The following is an 18,595-nucleotide window of genomic DNA, read 5'->3' as shown; positions in this document are numbered from 1 at the left end:
GTCATGAGGCTTGAAGGCTGGCATCTCATCATCATCATCGTTCTGGCATTGGTGCTTTTCGCGGCGCCGAAGCTCCCCGGCATGGCCCGCAGCCTTGGCCAGTCGATGCGCATCTTCAAGTCGGAGGTCCGCGAAATGAAGAAGGACGGCACCACCGACGCCAAGGCTGAATCCGACCCCGTCGAGGGCCGGGTCGTGAACCACCCGCGCACCCCCGGCACCGAGAGCCGCCCAGGCGAAGGAACCGACGTTCCGCCTCCGAACCGCGCCTAATTCCCCATGGCAGTAACCATGGGTCGCCGGTCTAATCCCGAGGGGCGGATGGCGCTCCTTGACCACCTGAAAGAGCTGCGGAACCGCCTCTTCAAGTCTGCGATCGCCGTCGTGCTCGGAACCGTCGTCGGTTTCCTCGTCTACCAGCCGATGCTCGCGGCGCTGATCCAGCCGATCGTCGACCTGAACGAGCATGAGGGCCGGCAGGCCAGCCTGAACTTCGACGGCGTGGCAAGTTCCTTCGACCTGATGATCCAAGTGTCCGTCTTCCTTGGCCTCATCGTCGCCAGTCCCGTCTGGCTCTACCAGCTCTGGGCGTTCATCGTGCCCGGCCTGCACAAGAAGGAACGCCGCCTGGCCCTGTCCTTCGTCGCCGCCGCGGTGCCGCTGTTTGTCGGCGGCGTGCTGCTGGCCTGGCTCGTGCTCCCCAATGCAGTCCGCGTGCTGACCGACTTCACCCCGTCCGGCGGATCCAACTTCATCAGCGCCCAGGTGTACCTGTCGTTTGTGCTGCGCCTGCTGCTGGCCTTCGGCATCGCCTTCCTCTTGCCGGTGGTCCTGTTCGGCCTGAACCTGGCCGGCCTGGTCAAAGGCCAGCAGCTAGTCAAGAGCTGGCGCATCACGGTATTCCTGGTCTGCCTCTTCGCCGCGATGGCCGCGCCCGGGGCCGATGCGATGAGCATGTTCTACCTGGCCGGTCCTATGCTGGCGCTCTTCTTCGCCGCGATTGGGCTTTGCCTGCTCAACGACCGCCGCCGGGAACGGCGGGCCGTCAAGCGCGCCGCGGAGACCGAGGCCACGGCGGGCCAGGCAACTCCAAGCTCCGAGCTGGAGAATCTCTAGCCGTTCGCGCACTAGGCTGGAAGCATGTCCTTACTACCCGGGCCCGAATCGCCGGCTGAACGCTACCGCGCCAGCGTCGAACGGGCTGCAGAAGCCAAAACCTATCTGGGCGGGTTCATCCGGTCGCTGGAATTCGAACTCGACGATTTCCAGCGCGAGGCGTGCCTGTCGCTTCAGGCCGGCCGCGGTGTCCTCGTGGCGGCGCCCACGGGTGCCGGCAAGACCATCGTGGGGGAATTCGCCATCTATCTGGCCCTCCAGCGTGGCTTGAAAGCGTTCTACACCACCCCGATCAAGGCCCTCAGCAACCAGAAATACTCCGAGCTGTCCGAGAAGTACGGCGCCTCGCAGGTCGGGCTGCTGACTGGTGACACCAGCATCAACGGCGACGCCCCCGTGGTGGTGATGACCACCGAGGTGCTCCGCAACATGCTGTACTCCGATTCCGACACCCTCGACGATCTGGGTTTCGTCGTCATGGACGAGGTCCACTACCTCGCCGACCGTTTCCGAGGCGCCGTCTGGGAAGAGGTCATCATCCACCTGCCCAGCGAGGTCCAGGTGGCCTCGCTCAGCGCCACTGTCTCCAACGCCGAAGAGTTCGGTGCCTGGCTGGACACCGTGCGCGGGCAGACCGACGTGATCGTCTCCGAACACCGCCCGGTACCGCTCTGGCAGCACGTCATGGTGGGCCGGAAGATCGTGGATCTCTTCGCCGGGGATACGAGCTTCGACGAAATCGCCCCCGCCGGGGAAGCGGATGCCTCCGCCACGACGGAAACTGCCGACCTCAGCACCCGCCCGGGCTTCGAGGTTAACCCCGAGCTCCTCTCCATGGCCCGGGCCGAAAGCCAAATGAACTTCCGCGGCCGCTTCGGGCAGGGCGGACGCAATCAGCGGAATCAACGCAACCAACAGAGCCAGCGCGACGACGCCCTCCAGGGCGGTCCACGCAGCCCGGTCCGCAAGGCCAGCCGGCCGCAGGTCATCGCCAGCCTGGACCGTCAGGACCTGCTGCCGGCAATAACCTTCATTTTCTCCCGCGCCGGCTGCGACGCGGCGGTGGCCCAGTGCGTCTCCGCCGGGCTCTGGCTGACCACCGAGCAGGAGCAGCTCGTCATCGCCCGGCGGGTCGACGAGGCCGCGCAGGACATCCCCTCCGATGACCTGGACGTCCTTGGGTTCTGGAGCTGGCGCGACGGCCTCTTGCGCGGCCTCGCCGCGCACCACGCGGGTATGCTGCCCACCTTCAAGGAAGTCGTGGAAAAGCTCTTCGTCGACGGACTGGTCAAGGCCGTCTTCGCCACCGAGACCCTGGCGCTCGGCGTCAACATGCCTGCGCGCTGCGTTGTGCTGGAAAAGCTCGACAAGTTCAACGGCGAGGCACACGTCAACATCACGGCGGGGGAGTACACCCAGCTGACCGGCCGGGCCGGCCGGCGCGGGATCGACGTCGAGGGCCACGCCGTCGTGCTGTGGCAGCCGGGCACCGATCCGGCCGCCGTCGCGGGCCTCGCCTCCCGGCGGACCTACCCGCTGAACTCCAGCTTCCGGCCCACGTACAACATGTCCATCAACCTGCTGGCCCAGTTCGGCCGGATGCGCGCCCGGGAGATCCTGGAATCCTCCTTTGCCCAGTTCCAGGCGGACCGTTCCGTCGTCGGGCTCGCCAGGCAGGTCCGGAGCCGGGAAGAGTCGCTGGCCGGATTCAGCAAGGCGATGACCTGCCACCTGGGCGACTTCACCGAATACTCCCGGCTGCTGCGGGCGCTGTCCGACGCCGAGAAGAACGCGTCCAAGAGCGGTTCCCGCGCGAAGAAATCCCTCACCGAGGACTCCTTGAGCCGGCTCCTGCCCGGGGACGTGGTGGACGTGCCCGGCGGCAGGGCGCCGGGACTCGCCGTCGTCCTCAGTTCGGACCATCACTCCCGCGAGCCCCGGCCGGCCGTTCTGACGATGGACAACCAGTTGCGGCGGATCGGCATCCATGACGTCGAGGGCCCGCTCGCGCCGATCACTCGGATCCGGATCCCTAAGTCCTTCAACGCGAAGGTGCCCAAATCGCGTCGCGACCTGGCCTCGTCGGTCCGCAACGCCATCCGCGAGAACCGCCCGCCGGCACCGCCGAACCGGAACGAAGACTTCGGCCGCGCCGCGGCCTTGCCGAACCAGGAAAAGCGGATTGCCGAGTTGCGGCGCGAGCTCCGCGCCCACCCCTGCCATGGCTGCAGCGAACGCGAAGACCACGCACGCTGGTCCGAGCGCTGGTGGAAGCTGCGGCAGGAGACGGACGGGCTGGTCCGGCAGATCCAGGGCCGCACGAACACCATCGCGAAGACGTTCGACCGGGTGTGCGGCGTGCTGGCCAGCTACGGCTATCTGGAAACCTCCGATTCGGGGGTGCTCACGATCAGCCGGGACGGGCAGCGGCTCCGCCGGATTTACGGGGAAAAGGATCTGCTGATTTCCCAGTCCCTCCGGATGGGAGCATTCAGCGACCTCGACGCCGCCGAAGTGGCAGCGCTGGTCAGCGTCCTGGTTTACCAGGCCAAACGGGAGGACCGGGGGCTGCGCCCCAAGATGCCCAGCGTCTCGCTGGAATCCGCCGTCGACACCGTCGTGCGGGAGTGGTCGGCCCTCGAAGACGTGGAGGAAGCGAACAAGCTGCCGCTGACCGGGGAACCCGAGCTGGGCCTCGTCTGGCCGATTTACAAATGGGCCAAGGGACGGCACCTCCAGGACGTCCTCAGCGGCACGGACCTCGCCGCGGGCGACTTCGTCCGCTGGGTCAAGCAGGTCATTGACCTGCTGGACCAGTTGGCCAAGATCCCCGACCTGGACGCGCGTGTCTCCCGGCTCTGCAGTGACGCCATCAAACTCGTCAAGCGCGGCGTCGTCGCCTACTCCTCCGTGACGTAGCGGGCCGACGCCCGCCGCTACTCCCTCGTCCGAGCTTGGGCCGGACACCTTCCTCGAACACGGCCGGCCCGCGCCGGCGACAAGCTACAAGGAGCTCCCGCACCATGACCGACTCCCCGGCCGCCCCCGCACCCCGCAAGGTGACGCTGTACCGCAACGGATCCGTCTACACGGCCGCCGATCCCTTTGCGACGGCGATGCTGGTCGACGGCGACACGGTCGCGTGGGTCGGCTCCGAACAGGCCGCCACGTCCATCGCTGACGCCTCGATGGACGTCGTGGACCTGCACGGCGCGCTCCTGGCCCCCGGCTTCGTCGACTCCCACGTCCACCTGACCGAAACGGGCATCGCGCAGGACTCCCTGCAGCTCAGCAGCGTCCGCTCCGCCCGCGAACTGCTCGACGCCGTCGCCGGTTCCACCGCGGAAGGCACCGTCCTGGGCCATGGCTGGGACGAGACGCTGTGGGCCGACCCCAGCCTGCCGTCCGCAGCCGAACTGGAACGCGCGGCAGGAGGACGCAAGGTCTACCTATCCCGCGTCGATGTGCATTCGGCGCTGGTTTCTTCTGCCCTGGCGGCGGCGGCCGGCCTGGACGGTCTGGATGGCCTGTCCGCCGGTGGCCAGGTCAAGCGCGCCGCGCACACGGCCGCCCGGCTCGCAGCGCGCCGCCTGCCCGCCGCCGCACTCCGCGGCTACCAGCAGCAGGCACTGGCCGAAGCAGCTGCCAACGGGTACGTTGGCCTCGCCGAGATGGCGGCACCGCATATCGGCAGCATCGAGGACCTGCACCTTGCGGCCGGCTGGAACGACGAAAGCCGCATCGGCCCCGCCGTCCCCGAGATCCTGCCGTACTGGGGCGAACTGGCCACGTCCCAGGAGCACGCGCAGTCCATCCTCGACGGCCTGGGCGTGTCCGTCCTGGGCCTCGCCGGGGACCTGAACATCGACGGCTCCATTGGATCCCGCACCGCGGCGCTCCGCGCGGACTACACCGACTCACCGGGGGAGCGCGGCAGCCTGTACGTCTCGGTGGACCAGGCCGCCGCCCATCTGGCAGCCTGTTCGCTGCTGGGCATCCAGGCGGGCTTCCACATCATCGGCGACGCCGGCCTCGCTGCGGCGCTGGACGCCCTGGACCTGGCCGCCGCTGAAGTCGGGGAGCAGCGGGTGCGTGCTGCAGGCCACCGCTTCGAACATGTGGAACTCGCCGATCCGGATGCCATCGGCCGGCTGGCCAAGTACTCCGTCACGGTCAGCGCCCAGCCAGGTTTCGACTCCGCCTGGGGCGGAGCCGGCAAGCTGTACGAGCAACGCCTCGGGTCACGGCAGCTGGGGATGAACCCGTTCGCCTCTTTCTACGCCGCCGGAGTCCCCATCTGCTTCGGCAGCGACAGCCCGGTGACCCCACTGCGGCCCTGGTCCAGCGTCCGTGCCTGTTTGGAGCACAGCAACCCCGCCGAACAGATTTCTGCCCGCGCCGCCTTCCTTGGCCACACCCGGGCCGGCTGGCGCGCCGCCCGCTACCGGAACCCGATGGCCGGTCAACTCGTCCCTGGTGCTCCGGCAAGCTTCGCTGTCTGGGAGGTCGAGGAACTCATGGTCCAGGTTGCGGATGGCCGGGTGCAGTCCTGGAGCACGGATCCCCGGGCCCGCACCCCCCTGCTGCCTGCGCTGGACACGGGCTCAGATCCGGACTGCCTGCTCACCGTCCGCGACGGGCGCGAACTGTTCTCGAGCGGCGCCCTCGGAGCCTGACACACGAGGCAAACATCCCGAAACATTCACCGCCACGGGACGCTGCTGGCCTGCGGCGATGGATGAAATGGCAGGTCACAGTCCGGTTGACAGAACTCGGGGTGCCCGTAGCATTGACGCTCAACGGAGGGTTGCGCAGGATGCAGGCTCCGGACGTCCCCGGACAGTTCCAGCGCCCCTGCATTGCGGCGGCCTTGGTTCCGGCCATGGGTAACCCCAGGGGGCGGGTCCACCCCGCAGCAGAAAACGGTTCCGGCGGCACACTTCGCGGACTTCCGGAACTGGCCCGAAGCGGGTGGACCTGCCCTGGGACGGGGACGGCCTGTGCGGGCCCCGCGACTCCCTATAATGGTAAGTTGCGCCTGGTGTCCGCTATCTATTGACTTCCCGGCGTTCTGACCGCTCCCTTCAAGGAAAGGCCTCGCTGTGCGTGTCCTCACGATCATCCCGACCTACAACGAGCTCGAATCGTTGCCCAAGACTCTCGGGCGTCTGCGCACCGCTGTGCCGGCTTCCGATGTCCTGGTTGTTGACGACAACAGCCCTGACGGCACGGGTGGGCTCGCGGACCGGATCGCCGCCGAGGACAGCCAGGTCCACGTCCTGCACCGCGCAGGCAAGGCGGGACTCGGTGCAGCCTACATCGCAGGCTTCAAATGGGGCCTCAATGCGGGCTATGACGTCCTGGTTGAAATGGACGCCGACGGTTCGCACAAGCCCGAGCAGCTTCCCCAGCTGCTTGAGGCGGTAGAACAGGGCGCCGACCTCGCAATGGGTTCGCGCTGGGTTCCCGGGGGCAGCGTCGTCAACTGGCCGCTCTACCGTCAAGCGATCTCCCGGGTCGGCAGCACCTACGCGCGGATCATGCTCGGCGTCAAGATCAAGGACGTGACCGGGGGCTTCCGCGCGTTCCGGCGCACGACCTTGGAGAAACTTAACCTCGACACCGTCGACTCGGTTGGCTACGGCTTCCAGGTGGACCTCGCCTGGCGGGTGGCTAAGCTTGGGCTCACCATCGTGGAACGACCGATCACCTTCGTGGAGCGGGAGCTTGGCGCCTCAAAGATGAGCGGCAGCATCGTGGTCGAGGCCATGGTCAACGTCACGCGGTGGGGTCTGAAAGCACGCTGGAACAATTTGACCGGCAAGAAGTCGCTCTAGCAGCCCCTTCAAGCAGCAGCAAAAAAGGGGCCGGGTCCGCTCCGTCGGTAATGACGTTGCGGGCCCGGCCCCTTCTGTTGCTGCAGGGCTGGTCAGGCCGAGCGGCGTTCGCCCCGGCGTTCACGCAGGATCGTGAGGCGGTCTTCGAGGATCTGCTCAAGCTCGGGGAGGGAGCGGCGTTCCAGCAGCATGTCCCAGTGCGTGCGGACCGCTTTCTCGTTGCTGTTCACGGGACGTTCGCCGTCGACCAGCAAGGCTTCCTTGCCCGTCTTCGATACCCAGACCGGGGGGATCTCCGCTTCGGAGGAGAAGGTCACGAATACCTGCTCGCCGTCCTCGCAGCGGTACTCAACCCGCTGGCGCGGAGCCGGTTCGACGCCGGATTCGGTCTCCATGCTCTGTGCGCCAAGGCGCATACCCCGCAGGCTGCGATCGCTCATCTTTTCTCCCTCTATTCGGTTCGCAGGGTCGTGCCCTGCGGGATCCGGGGCGGTAAAGCCTCGCCGGACTACTGTGTGCATTACGTCGCTTTAAGTGGACAACCACTGGACAAAGACCGGATAAATCGTCACTGGTTTCAACGCTTTGCGAGGCGTAATTGTTCCGACGGGCTGAACCAGCCGGACAAATATTCAAGTATACGGGAACGGTACCGCTCCGGTAAAGCCCTGCCGCCGTTCCGCGCCGGCCGCCGGTTCATGGCTGCCAAGGAAGGAGGCACAGCAGAGGAAGGAGGCACCCGCTCTGGCGGATGCCTCCCTGTGTTCCTCGTGCGCCCGGCCCGGCCCGGCGTGCGGCTAGCTCGGCGGGCGTGCCGGGGGAGTGGGACCGGCGGACGGAGCGACAGCTTCCGTGCCCACTGCCCCCGCCGCCGGCGCTACGGGTGCCCGGCCGTCCACATCGGGGCCGAACAGGCCATCGGATGCCTGGCCGGAAGCGGTCCCGCCCAGGACGTTGCCGATTCCCTTCAGCGCTTCGCCGACCTCGCTTGGGATGATCCAGAGCTTGTTCGAGGAACCCTCGGCGATCTTCGGGAGGGTCTGCAGGTACTGGTACGCCAGGAGCTTGTTGTCCGGGTTCCCCTTGTGGATGGCGTCGAACACCTTCTGGATCGCCTGGGCCTCTCCGTCCGCCCGCAGGATCGCCGCCTTCGCGTCGCCCTCGGCCTTCAGGATGGAGGACTGGCGCTGGCCTTCCGCGGTAAGGATGGCCGACTGCTTGGTGCCTTCGGCGGTGAGGATGGCGGCGCGCCGGTCACGCTCGGCCCGCATCTGCTTCTCCATCGAGTCCTGGATCGAGTGGGGCGGATCGATCGCCTTGAGCTCCACGCGGGAGACGCGGATGCCCCAGCGGCCCGTCGCTTCATCAAGCACGCCGCGAAGCTGGCCATTGATCTGGTCACGGGATGTCAGGGCCTCTTCGAGGTTCAGGCCGCCGACGACGTTGCGGAGCGTCGTCGTGGTGAGCTGCTCGACGGCCTGGATGTAGTTGGCGATCTCGTACGTCGCGGCGCGCGCGTCCGTGACCTGGAAGTAGACCACGGTGTCGATCGAGACCACCAGGTTGTCTTCGGTGATCACCGGCTGCGGCGGGAAGGAGACCACCTGTTCGCGCAGGTCCAGCAGCGGGAGCAACCGGTCCACGAACGGGATCAGGATGGTGAGGCCGGGGTTAAGAGTGCGCTGGTACTTGCCGAGCCGCTCGACGACGCCGGCCCGGGCCTGCGGGATAATCCGCACCGAGCGCACCAGCACAATAATTACGAACGCAACGAGTACCAGCAGCACGATTGCGACTGCGATATCCATACATCACCTTTTCCCCAGTTATGTGGTCCTGCTATGTCAGCGGCCGGATAGCTGCCGCGACGGTCCTGCCGCCGGTGGCGGCGGCAGGAAGTCTTTTCCCGGTATCGGGACGCCGCATGGGGTCGTGCCTACGGGTTGGCCGCTTCCGCCTGCGGGGTCACGACGGCGGTTGCGCCCTCGATGGCGCTGACGACGGCGTGCTGGCCCGGTGCGAGGACTCCGGCCTCGGATCGCGCGCTCCAGACGTCTCCGCCGATCTTGACGAGTCCACCGCTCTCAGTGACGGATTCCATGACCAGTGCGGACTCGCCGATCAGGCGTTCGATGTTGCTGCGCTGCTCGGCCGGCCCCCGGTGGAGGTGCTTGAGGGCGACAGGCCGCACGAAGCCGATCATCAGAAGGGAGACGACGCAAAAGGCGACGATCTGAAGCCAGAGGTCCGCTCCCGCGAAGTCGGCGAGCAGCCCGGCCAATGCGCCGCCACCGAGCATGATGAAGAAGAGGTCGAGAGTGATCATCTCCACCACGGCGAATGCCAGGAAGCCCGTGAGCCACAATGCCCACCAGTTTTCGGCCAGCCAGTCGAACATTCGTTCCCCCTTCGCCCCGGGGCCGGCAGCGCAGACCCTCAGTAACTCTGCTTCCATCCTAAGCCGAAGGCCGCGGGCCGCGGGGGGCCGCGGAAAAGTGTTCGGCAACGTGGCCAAGTCGTTATCTGGGCGGCTCCCGGGCGGGGTGCGGAACGGGCCTAGGAACGCGGTTCGAAGACGCTGATCCGGAACCGGGCGGACACGGCAGTTATCGGCGGAAGTGCAGCCACCAGTGAGTCGAGGGCGCCGCGGTCCAGATGGTGTCCGGCCGGACCCATCACAGCCAGCCTCGCGACGTCGGCAGGGGAGAGGGCCAGATCCAGGTCAAGGTCGCGGCCGCTGACCGCGGAAAAATGATTCTCCAGGGAGGCGGCAAGCCGTTCGTCCTTCGCCGGTTCGATCCCCAGCATTCCGGTCTGGCCGGCGATCTCGGCAAGGTGCCCGGGCCGGGGTGTGACAACCACCAGGCGGCCGCCAGGCCGGAGCACCCGGGCAAATTCGGCCGCGTTGCGTGGCGCGAAGACCACGGTGACGACGTCGACGGCATCGTTCGCGACCGGCAGTGGCTGCCACACATCGCTCACCAGATTCACCGCCTCGGGGTTCAGCTTTGCCGCGCGGCGGAGCGCAAACTTCGAGATGTCGAGGCCGATTGCCGCGACCGGTCTCCCGGCACGCGCGCTTCCATCCTGCACGGTCCGGTCCAGCAGAGCCCGGAGGTAGTGCCCGGTGCCGGTTCCGGCGTCCAGCACCGTGGCCACGGCTCCGGTGCCGGCATTCTGCTGGGCGGCCAGTGCCGGGGCGGAGAGTTCGGCCACGGCATCGGCGAGCGGCCGGTAGTGTCCAGCCGAGAGGAATTCAAAGCGGGCCGCCACCATGTCGGCCGCGTCGGCTTCGAAGACCGTTCCCTTGCCGACCAGGAAATTGAAATACCCCTGCTTGGCCGCGTCGAAACTGTGGCCCGCCGGGCACACCAGCATCCGGCCGGAGCCACCGCCGGGCCGGAGCCTGTTTCGGCACACCGGGCACAGCAGGGAGGCAACGGACACGGGGAACATACTGTCCATCCTAGGGCGGCGGTGCATCCGGCGCCGCCGGGCCGGCAGGCCCGCGAGCTGCTTCCCGGCCCGGGCGCCCGGTGCTGACGACCTGCTTAGGGCGCCGGCGGGTCCGGCAGGAACCCGAGTTCCCGCCGGGCGAGGCTGATGTCCGGCTGCGCCCAGCGGGCTGAGTATTCGGCATTGGTGGTGATGGAACGGAGCTCCGCCCGGTCCAGGTACAGGATGCCATGCGTGTGGTCTGTTTCATGCTGGACAATCCGGGCCTGCCAGCCGCTGAAGTCCCGCTCTTGACGGCTGCCGTCCGGCGCAGTGAAATCGAGCCGCACCGACTCGGGCCGGGACACGGCAGCCTGCAGACCGTTCAGGGACAGGCATCCTTCGTAGAACGCCACGGTCGAGGGACCCAGTGGGCGGTAGGACGGGTTAAGCATCGCGAAGAACGGCAGCGGCTCCCTTCCGCGGGTGCCGGCAACTTCGGGGTCGACCTGGAACTGGTCCTCGAGCACGGCCAGCTGCAACGGAATGCCGAGCTGCGGGGCGGCGAGGCCCACGCCCGGCGCCTTGTGCATGACGCTGCGCATCAGGTCGATCAGCTGCCCGAGTTCGGCCGCGTTCAGCTGCCCGTCAAAGGGCGCCGCCACCTGCCGGAGGACCGGGTGGCCGGCCTGGACAATCGTCGGAAGCACCCCTGCGCTGAGGATTTGCTGGGCGGTTTCCTGGATGCGGGCGGCGCTGAAGTCCGTGACCTTGGCCTCTGGTGACATGCCAACAGACTACTGGCGTCCGCAGGCTGCGGTGACAAAGTCGTAGATGCGGCCGCGAAGCAGCGGCCCGGCGTCGACCTTGAGCACGCCGTCCCGCCCTGCGACTGTCACGCGGAGCGGAAGCAGCGTCCCGACCTTGTCTTCCGCCACGGCGTGCGGATCGCACCGCGCGGGCCGGATCCCCAGCCGGATCTCGCGGCCGTCCCCGCCGGTCCGCACCGGAACGGCACGGGGCCAGGGGACCGCCGGGTCCTCGGCCAGGAGCGTGGTGCCCTCGATCCGGACTATCGTCAAGGCAGCGGAATCAGCGGCAGGCCCGGCGTGCCGTGGTGTCATGAGCAGCCGCACGACGGCGGTCCGCCCGTCCGCGGAGACCTCAAGGCCGGGATCCAGCCGGAATCCGGCGATAGCGTCCGCCGCTTGCGCGAGACACAGTTCGGCGTTGGTCCGGGCCAGGACACCGTAGGGGTCGGCCGCGGTGACGATTTCCTCCGGTGCAGTTTCCTCCAGCGCGGTTTCCGTGGCCGGTGCCATCGTCAGGGCGAGGGTTGGTGCGGCTTCCGCCCGTCCGGCCGGTGCGCAGACCGGGGCGGGCAATTGTGCCGGGAGGCTCTTGGTCTGGCCGGGTGGGAGCTCGATCCCGTCCGGGGACGCCTGCCAGCTGATCCTGTCCGCGAACAGCGCACTATCGAGCCGGGCACCAAGCACGGTCAGTGCGGCGTCTGAGGTATTGGTGAGCTGGATCGAGACGATCTGTTTGCCGTAGTTGTCGCGGAGCTGGTTGACCTCGGCGGTGACCGGGAAGGCCCGTTGCGGTTCCCGGGGACCCGTCCCGGCGGCGCTTCCGCCGCCCGCACCGCATGCCGACACGACGGCCAGCAGACCCGCCGCTGCCGTGGTCGGCAATGCCATGCGCCGGTTCGTCCTGGAGAGGCGGCCCATGCCCCCAGTCTATTCCGGGGACATGGCCCCGCCGGCTGGACCGACCCGCTGCTCACTGCATGGTGAAACGGCGGGCCACGAATGAATTCAGCGCCGGGACCGCGGCGGCCGCCGAGATCGCGTTGTTCCTGATGTCAAGGAGGGTGCCGGCGAGCGGCCGGCCCAGCGCCATATTGATCTCCGCCTGCCGCATCGCCCTGACGGCGGCCGTCATCCGGTTGCGTTCAAACCTTTGCAGTTGCGCTCCCGCGTCGGCACCCCGCACGGCGGCGAGCACGAGCGGCGCCAGCGCCACAGCGTCGAGCCAGCCCAGGTTCATGCCCTGGCCTCCGATAGGGCTGATCTCGTGGGCGGCGTCGCCGATCAGGATTGTCCGTCCGGTCACCATCCGGCGTGCCAGCCGTGACCGTGCGCCGAAGCTGCTGAGCATGCTGTTGCTGCCGGCGTCGACATGGATGTCGGTGCGGTCCCGGACGCGCTCCGCCAGCCAGCCGGCGTCGGTCTTGGCGTGCAGCGCAGCACTCCCCGCCCTGTCCGACCCGTTGAGCCGGAGCACCCAGCGGCGCTGGACCCCGGGCAGCGGGAAGGACTCGACAATCCCCTCCGACGCCAGGAAGAGCGCGGCGTCCGGGCCGAGGCAGGTGCCGTCGGCGAAGTCGCCCATCAGGTAGGTGTCGGGATAGTCCTTGGCATGCACCGCCGTTCCCTGCAGTGTCCGCACGGTGGAGCGGACCCCGTCGGCGGCGATCACGAGGTTCGCCGAATACCGGACCGGCCCCGTGGGTGAGCTGCCCGTCACCGTGACCTGAGCGCCGTCGTCGTGCAGGCCGGTGAGCCCGACGCCGCGGTGCAGGGCGCCGGGATCGAGCGCCCGGACGCGCCGTTCCAGGGCTGCCTCGGTACGGCTCTGGGGTAGGGACAGGACGAAGGGGTAGCTCTCCGACACGCCGTCGAAGTTCATCTCCGCGAGCTGCCGCCCGCCGCCGACCGCGATGCCGCGACGGATCGGGATCCCCCCGGCCACCAGTTCCTGCGCGACGCCGATCCGTTCCAGCACGTCCAGCGCGGGAGGGTGGATGCCGATGGCCCGGGAGTGCGGGTCCGGCGCGGCGCGCTGTTCGAGCACCCGGACCCGCACGCCGTTTTGCAGCAGCAGGGCGGCCATGAACAGGCCGACCGGTCCGCCGCCGATGACCAGGACCTCAGGCACCCGCGGCGCTTTTGTCGAGGATCAGCAGGTTCCGGTAGGGGGCGCGGCGTACCACCGTCCAGCCCGGGGGAGCGGCGGCACGGAGCTCCGCCGTCGTGTAGCTCCGCCGGATGGACGTCAGCCCGTCCTGCCGGATATAGGAGCCGGTGAGAGGCCGGGAGCCGGCGAAGAAGAGCGCATAGGCCAGGACACTGCGCCGCAGGTCATTATGGATGACCCGGCCGTGGCAGAGTTTTCCCGACTCGGCCAGGAAGGCCGGAAACTCGTCCGCTGCCAGGTGGTGGAGCACGTGGTTGGATACGACGAAGTCGTAGCTGCGGCCCTCGCGGACCAGGCCGGCTGTAGTCGCCTGCCGGAACGTCACGCCGGCCGCCGGATGATGTTTGGCGGCGAAACGGCTGGCCCGCGGATCCGGGTCGATGGCCGTGATCTCAAGCCGGAGCCCGTCGCGGGAGGCCCAACGGGCCAGCATTACCGGCACGTCCCCGCCGCCGCAGCCGATGTCGAGGAGGGTCGTGGCTGAGCCTGCCCTGAGCCGGGGCCGGAGCTCACGGAGGTACAGGCCGCGCCAGCCGGAGACGGCCCGGTTGACCAGCGCAAACTGCTCGTAGGTCCGGTCCAGCCGGGCCGGGTCACAGCCGGGCAGGTCCATTTGCTCGACCGCGTCAGTTGCACGTTCCCGCAGAAGCTCCACGTTGCGCCTCAGGCCAGCGCGGATTCCGGCAGGGCGGCGGCGCTTCGCTCCGTCCGCGCGGAAGCCGCCGTCGCGGTGTCGCGGAGCTTGGTGAAGAGTGCCGTTTCGACTGTCAGCCCGGGCCCGAACGCCATCGAACAGATCCGTTCGTTGCCGTCTTCGCCCGGAAGGTCCAGGATGTGCCTGAGCACGAACAGCACCGTCGCACTGCTCATGTTGCCGAAGTTCCGGAGCGTTTCCCGGGCCGGTACCAGCTGCTCGTCGCTGAGCCCCAGCCGGGACTGCACCTTGTCCAGGATGCTGCGGCCGCCGGGATGGATGGCCCAGTGCCGGATGTCGCGGTAGGGGAGTCCGAGCAGGGAAACCTCCCGGGACAGCAGCGGTTCCAGTGCGCCGATGATGTGGTCGTCGATGATGTGCGGAACGTAGTTGCCGAGCACCATCTCGAAGCCTTGGTCGCCGATGTTCCATGCCATGGATTCCTCGCCGACGGGCGTCAGAACCGTTTCGAAGTGGTCCAACTGCAGGAGCGCCGGTTCACCGGGGATGTCCCGCGCGCTGATGATGGCCGCAGCCGCACCGTCGGCGAACAGGGCCGAGCCCATGATGGTGTCCGGATCATTCGAGGTCCGGACGTGCAGGGAGCAGAGTTCGGCGCAGACCACCAGCACCACGGCCTCCGGATCGGCCTCGCAGAAGGACTTCGCGGCCCGCAGCGCGGGAAAGGCGGCGTAGCAGCCCATGAAGCCGAGGTGGTACCGCTGAACGGCCGGGTTCAGGCCCAAGGCGCGCACGATCTTATAGTCCGGGCCCGGGTTGAAAAAACCGGTGCAGGAGACCGTCACCAGGTGAGTTATGTCAAGTGGATCAATTCCCGGGCAGGCGTCCAGGGCTTTTTGGGCGGACTCGATAAAGAGTTTGGTGGCCTCGGTGGCAAAGATGTCGTTCCGGGCCTTGGTGCTGGGACTGAGCAGAAGGCCGGTGGCGGAATCGAAGAACCGGGGATTCTCGGCCCGGCGGTCCAGGGTGAGTTCCTCGACGGCCGTGTAGCGGGTGTCGATGGCTGCCGAGTCAAAGCAGGTGCTGACGAGCCGCGTACCGAGCCTCGTCAGTCCGGGCTGGGCCGCAAAGACGTCACGCGCTTCGGTTTGGACCAGGACAGTTGGTGGAACAGCAGTTTCCAGGGACCTCAGGTAGACCGTCATGGTTCATTCTCAGCGAGGCCGACGCTTAAGACAATGGATTCGCCGGAGGAAAGGCCGGGCCGGTCCGGGTGCGACCATCGGCATATTCCACGTGTTTCCGGCCCCTTCCACCCCTCACCCCAAACGCCGATAATCCACATTATGTCAAGTAGTACTCTGCGTATCTCATCAGATGAATCAATTCGCCTGTCCGGGGTAACATGCGGTGCTGGACGATTTGCACGTCACATCTAACTGAACCTGTTTACCGTCATTGTCCTTGAGAAAGTTTGCAAGGTCTGCGGCTTGATCCACTGATTCGATTGTCGACTTAAATGTCGGAGGGCGGCAGCATTAGCGGTAGCGGTAGCGCCAACAGAATCGCCATCCCACGGTACCCCAGCGGACGACGGGGATGTATGACGAGCTGATCGCACCGGTACATAGGTTTGCCGCTGCTACGGAATGGGCGCAAAGGTGTGTGTGGGCTATCCTCCCTCGCGGCTAACGCCGACCACGACCCAGTGTAGGCAGGCCACCGGAAACGACCTGCTTACTGAAGATTGGCGAGACCTCATCCGGGACAGGTTTGTAAAATCGGACAGCCGGCCGCGCATGGGCCGTAGCTTCCCGTGCCGTCGTACCGGCAACACTGATGGCCATCCCGTCCAGCTCATCTCCGACCTCGTGCTCGTAGTTGGAGTTTAGGGCCCTCTTCCGGGCTCGATAGAGCTTCACGATCCGATCCAGCAGGAAGCTTGGGTCCTTGTCGGCATCGGCCAGAGCGAAGTCGACATCCTCGCGCAGCGCGGCCATGTCCTTTCCGAACTGCAGAGCGCTGGGGGTGGAGCCGAAGTTGACCCGGCGGGCTCGGTTTTTGCGAGCCTGGCGGTGATTCTTGTCCGCATAATACGGATTCCGCGACCGGGGGTCCGTTGTGTCGTAGTCGAATGTTCGGGTAACTGCCTGCGGACGGATGACCTCGGAGCGCTGCTTCTCGACCCGGAACCGGATGACCAAGGCGATGATCTCGGCCTTCAGCGCGGGTGAAGCGCTTCCGGCGGCCAGGAGGGCTAGCTGCCAGGTCCTCCGCCAGGTCAATCAGGGCGGGTAGCAGCTGCGTCCGTTCCTTGGTGCTGTTGCTGCCGTCAAGCCGGGCCACGAGGGCGCGAAAACGTGCTGCGCGGTCAAAGGAAAGCGCGTTCAAGATGTCCCCCAGTGTTCAATGTCTGGCTAATCTCATCACGGCCGTTAGCCCCCGTAAACCGGTCAAGTCCGGGACGGCCTGAATCTCAGCCAGATAGGACCGTTGACCAGGGACAGGTACGCCATGGCGCCATCGCTGCTGGAGTGCTTTGGCGCGCCAACACCAGAACCCACTGATCCGCGCCCAACACGGATCGAGTTCGGGAAGGTCGGTCGGCGTACAGTAAGTCCAAATCCGGACCCTGGGGGCTGAAATGACGGAAATGGCAGTTGAGTATCGACCGTTGCCCGACTTACCGCCACTCGGGGAACAGGCATTCCTTGAGGACGGCAAGGACGCGGAACGCAGCCAGGGCGCTCAGATCCTCGGACTTTGCAATTACGTGGCCGGAACCGCTGACCAGCTTGAGGACATGACAGAAGATGCTCAACTGCTACGAGTTCCCTATGTGGATCCTGCAATCTGGCTGAACGCCCAGGGTCCCGTGAGCAGCAAGCCGCCTTGGAGATCCTCAGAGGCTTTCAGTGACGGTAAGCCACTCCCCCAACAAGCCCGTAGTTAGGTCGGGCTGTTGCCCCTTGCTAAACCTCAGGTGTGCGGGCCTTCGAATGCCTCTCCCCGCCTCGCCAGAGCGACTGCTTCATCTGCGGCTGGGCCATAGCGCCAAGTCTCTGTCTGACCCTAGAGTGCTCGCATGGGCCAACTTGAAGATGCAATCGAGACAAGCAAACGCCAGGCTGAGGCCCAAAGGGCCCAAGCATCAAGGGACGTGGAAGCTGCCGCTGCGGCCCCGCGCCGGGCAGAGCAAGAGGCGGCGCCGCTGGTCGCTGAATTCATCGAACGCGCTCTCAGGCTGGGCATACAGCCAGAGCACGAGCTAACCACGGCCATACGGCTGAGGAAGGTGCACCAAGACGAGCGTGCTTTGAGCAGCCGCCCCAGCTACAGGACCTACACGGTCGGAAAGAAGGTGCTGGACCGTACTGTCATCCGTTGCTGGAATCTCGCACCTGAAGTCGACCCGAACAGCAGCTACTTCCTTTCGGAGGATGGCCTACATGGTGCTGTGGAAAGAGGAAGAGCCCAAGAGAAAAATTTGGTACTCGTCCATGCCCCGCTCACACGTCACCTCGACGTGGGAAGGGCAGCCGCCACTGCTCACGGACGAGGTCTACTACATCCCAGGCGTGAGAGAAGGGCGCGGGGCAATCCACATCCGGCTTCAGCAGGGCATGGTGGACTTCTTCAAATAGGCACCGGGCCTGACGGCTAATTGTGCCCGCTTCGCGGTGCCGCACCACCGCGAAGCTGGCACGGGGCTACATCGGCGTGACAGCTACGCTGATCCGGACGGGACCGTTCGACAATTCCTCGATCTCGGCGGCCTTGCCCCAGCCGGCCTCCGCCCGCCATCGCTTCCGCTCTGCCACCCACTCCCATGACAGCCGCCGGCCGGTCACCGAAGCGGCATGCGCCTTGGCGTCTTCCAGGGAGAGGTGCGTGCCTTCCTCGTAGTGCGGGTGGATGGAGCATCCGTCCGTGGAGGATCCGATGTAGAGCTCGAAGTGCGTGCGAGACATGATGTTTTCCTTTCGTGGCCCGGCGTTTCCGGGCTCACTTCATCATTGGCAGACATCGCCCAGTACATGTGGGACCGAGGGGTGTCACTTTCCGGCGCTACAGGGAATACAGAACGCCGGGCTCCGGCCACGGATACAGCGACGTCTGCCGGCTGATCGAGTGGGTTCCGTCCTTGTTCAGGTCCATCATCGAATGTTCATGGGAGCCGCCGGCGTGCGACACGGCTGCCAGGACCATGCTCAGGTTGGCCCGGTCGAGTGCGGGCAAGACGTCCGACAGGTCGACCGGAGCGCCGCCGCCTATGGACGCGATGATGAGCAGCATCCGGCGCTCCCCTCCGGAGAGGACGCCTACATTGTCGGGAATGGCTTCGAAGTCGATCCATGGCTGTCCGTCCTCGACATGGATCCACGGCTCCCCGGTGGAGGCGAACCGGCCGCCGAACGCGCGAATCAGCAGCTCCGTGCCTGCCTCGAGTGTGTAGGACCCCTTAGCCCATCTGCGAAGCTTCTCGTCGAATTCGATGTCGCCCCTCTGATCGGTGTTTCGAGCATCTTCCCACAAAGCCATGACGGGGTCGCGGGTCGGTCTTATGCTGAAT

19 protein-coding genes are annotated in these 18,595 nt (G+C 66.7%); 6 read left to right on the top strand and 13 right to left on the bottom strand.

The window, feature by feature from the left end; translation table 11 throughout:
- Positions 1-3: 3 nt before the first annotated feature.
- The 5 genes from tatA (at position 4) to QFZ69_RS09440 (ending at position 6,953) form a co-directional block, all read left to right on the top strand.
- Complete coding sequence (gene tatA / locus QFZ69_RS09460; protein WP_306917593.1) at positions 4-273, top strand: Sec-independent protein translocase subunit TatA; 270 nt, start codon at positions 4-6, stop codon at positions 271-273.
- 6 nt (positions 274-279) lie between these two features.
- The gene (gene tatC / locus QFZ69_RS09455; RefSeq protein WP_307000067.1) at positions 280-1,116 is read left to right on the top strand and encodes a twin-arginine translocase subunit TatC; all 837 of its coding nucleotides are present in this window, start codon (positions 280-282) and stop codon (positions 1,114-1,116) included.
- Positions 1,117-1,140: 24 nt separating this feature from the next.
- Positions 1,141-4,035: an RNA helicase gene (locus QFZ69_RS09450; protein WP_306917591.1), complete on the top strand. Its 2,895-nt coding sequence runs from the start codon at positions 1,141-1,143 to the stop codon at positions 4,033-4,035.
- 104 nt (positions 4,036-4,139) lie between these two features.
- Positions 4,140-5,792 (top strand): amidohydrolase, encoded by a 1,653-nt coding sequence (locus QFZ69_RS09445; RefSeq protein ID WP_306917589.1) that lies wholly within the window; start codon positions 4,140-4,142, stop codon positions 5,790-5,792.
- A gap of 426 nt (positions 5,793-6,218) precedes the next feature.
- Entirely contained in the window at positions 6,219-6,953 is a 735-nt protein-coding gene (locus QFZ69_RS09440; RefSeq protein ID WP_306917587.1) for a polyprenol monophosphomannose synthase, read from the top strand.
- A gap of 92 nt (positions 6,954-7,045) precedes the next feature.
- Here the strand turns inward: QFZ69_RS09440 and QFZ69_RS09435 are convergent, their stop codons facing one another.
- The 11 genes from QFZ69_RS09435 to QFZ69_RS09385 form a co-directional block, all read right to left on the bottom strand.
- Positions 7,046-7,393 carry an RNA polymerase-binding protein RbpA gene (locus QFZ69_RS09435; RefSeq protein WP_026266329.1) on the bottom strand — a complete coding sequence of 116 codons (348 nt, stop codon included), beginning with the start codon at positions 7,391-7,393 and terminating at the stop codon, positions 7,046-7,048.
- A 357-nt stretch (positions 7,394-7,750) separates the two neighbouring features.
- Positions 7,751-8,761 carry an SPFH domain-containing protein gene (locus QFZ69_RS09430; protein WP_306917584.1) on the bottom strand — a complete coding sequence of 337 codons (1,011 nt, stop codon included), beginning with the start codon at positions 8,759-8,761 and terminating at the stop codon, positions 7,751-7,753.
- Between the two features lie 128 nt (positions 8,762-8,889).
- Positions 8,890-9,351 (bottom strand): NfeD family protein, encoded by a 462-nt coding sequence (locus tag QFZ69_RS09425; protein WP_306917583.1) that lies wholly within the window; start codon positions 9,349-9,351, stop codon positions 8,890-8,892.
- A gap of 158 nt (positions 9,352-9,509) precedes the next feature.
- A complete protein-coding gene (locus QFZ69_RS09420; RefSeq protein WP_306917581.1) occupies positions 9,510-10,409 on the bottom strand; it encodes a methyltransferase domain-containing protein in 900 nt (299 codons plus the stop codon).
- Between the two features lie 95 nt (positions 10,410-10,504).
- Positions 10,505-11,176 carry a peptide deformylase gene (locus QFZ69_RS09415; RefSeq protein WP_306917579.1) on the bottom strand — a complete coding sequence of 224 codons (672 nt, stop codon included), beginning with the start codon at positions 11,174-11,176 and terminating at the stop codon, positions 10,505-10,507.
- Between the two features lie 9 nt (positions 11,177-11,185).
- Positions 11,186-12,088, bottom strand: coding sequence for a hypothetical protein (locus QFZ69_RS09410; protein ID WP_307000064.1), 903 nt, complete (start codon positions 12,086-12,088; stop codon positions 11,186-11,188).
- Between the two features lie 82 nt (positions 12,089-12,170).
- The gene (locus QFZ69_RS09405; protein WP_306917575.1) at positions 12,171-13,328 is read right to left on the bottom strand and encodes an NAD(P)/FAD-dependent oxidoreductase; all 1,158 of its coding nucleotides are present in this window, start codon (positions 13,326-13,328) and stop codon (positions 12,171-12,173) included.
- The gene (locus tag QFZ69_RS09400) at positions 13,321-13,980 is read right to left on the bottom strand and encodes a class I SAM-dependent methyltransferase (protein ID WP_373461934.1); all 660 of its coding nucleotides are present in this window, start codon (positions 13,978-13,980) and stop codon (positions 13,321-13,323) included. The genes QFZ69_RS09405 and QFZ69_RS09400 overlap by 8 nt, the downstream gene beginning before the upstream one ends.
- Positions 13,981-14,030: 50 nt before the next feature.
- Positions 14,031-15,227: a type III polyketide synthase gene (locus QFZ69_RS09395; RefSeq protein WP_306917572.1), complete on the bottom strand. Its 1,197-nt coding sequence runs from the start codon at positions 15,225-15,227 to the stop codon at positions 14,031-14,033.
- Positions 15,228-15,710: 483 nt separating this feature from the next.
- Positions 15,711-16,307, bottom strand: coding sequence for a hypothetical protein (locus QFZ69_RS09390; protein ID WP_306917570.1), 597 nt, complete (start codon positions 16,305-16,307; stop codon positions 15,711-15,713).
- A gap of 398 nt (positions 16,308-16,705) precedes the next feature.
- Positions 16,706-16,843, bottom strand: a complete 138-nt coding sequence (locus tag QFZ69_RS09385) for a hypothetical protein (protein ID WP_306917568.1) — start codon at positions 16,841-16,843, stop codon at positions 16,706-16,708.
- A 679-nt stretch (positions 16,844-17,522) separates the two neighbouring features.
- Here QFZ69_RS09385 and QFZ69_RS09380 point away from each other — a divergent pair.
- Complete coding sequence (locus QFZ69_RS09380; RefSeq protein WP_307000062.1) at positions 17,523-17,666, top strand: hypothetical protein; 144 nt, start codon at positions 17,523-17,525, stop codon at positions 17,664-17,666.
- Between the two features lie 66 nt (positions 17,667-17,732).
- On the opposite strand, the gene QFZ69_RS09375 is transcribed toward QFZ69_RS09380, so the two are convergent.
- Together QFZ69_RS09375 and QFZ69_RS09370 are read right to left on the bottom strand one after the other, a co-directional pair.
- Complete coding sequence (locus QFZ69_RS09375) at positions 17,733-17,993, bottom strand: hypothetical protein (protein WP_306917564.1); 261 nt, start codon at positions 17,991-17,993, stop codon at positions 17,733-17,735.
- 97 nt (positions 17,994-18,090) lie between these two features.
- A complete protein-coding gene (locus QFZ69_RS09370) occupies positions 18,091-18,564 on the bottom strand; it encodes a hypothetical protein (protein WP_306917563.1) in 474 nt (157 codons plus the stop codon).
- Positions 18,565-18,595 lie beyond the last annotated feature (31 nt).

This window comes from Arthrobacter sp. V1I7 (genome assembly GCF_030817015.1).
Classification (GTDB): Bacteria; Actinomycetota; Actinomycetes; order Actinomycetales; family Micrococcaceae; genus Arthrobacter.
The sequence above is the reverse complement of the archived record's forward strand: the minus strand, read 5'-3'. Positions and strand labels throughout refer to the sequence as shown.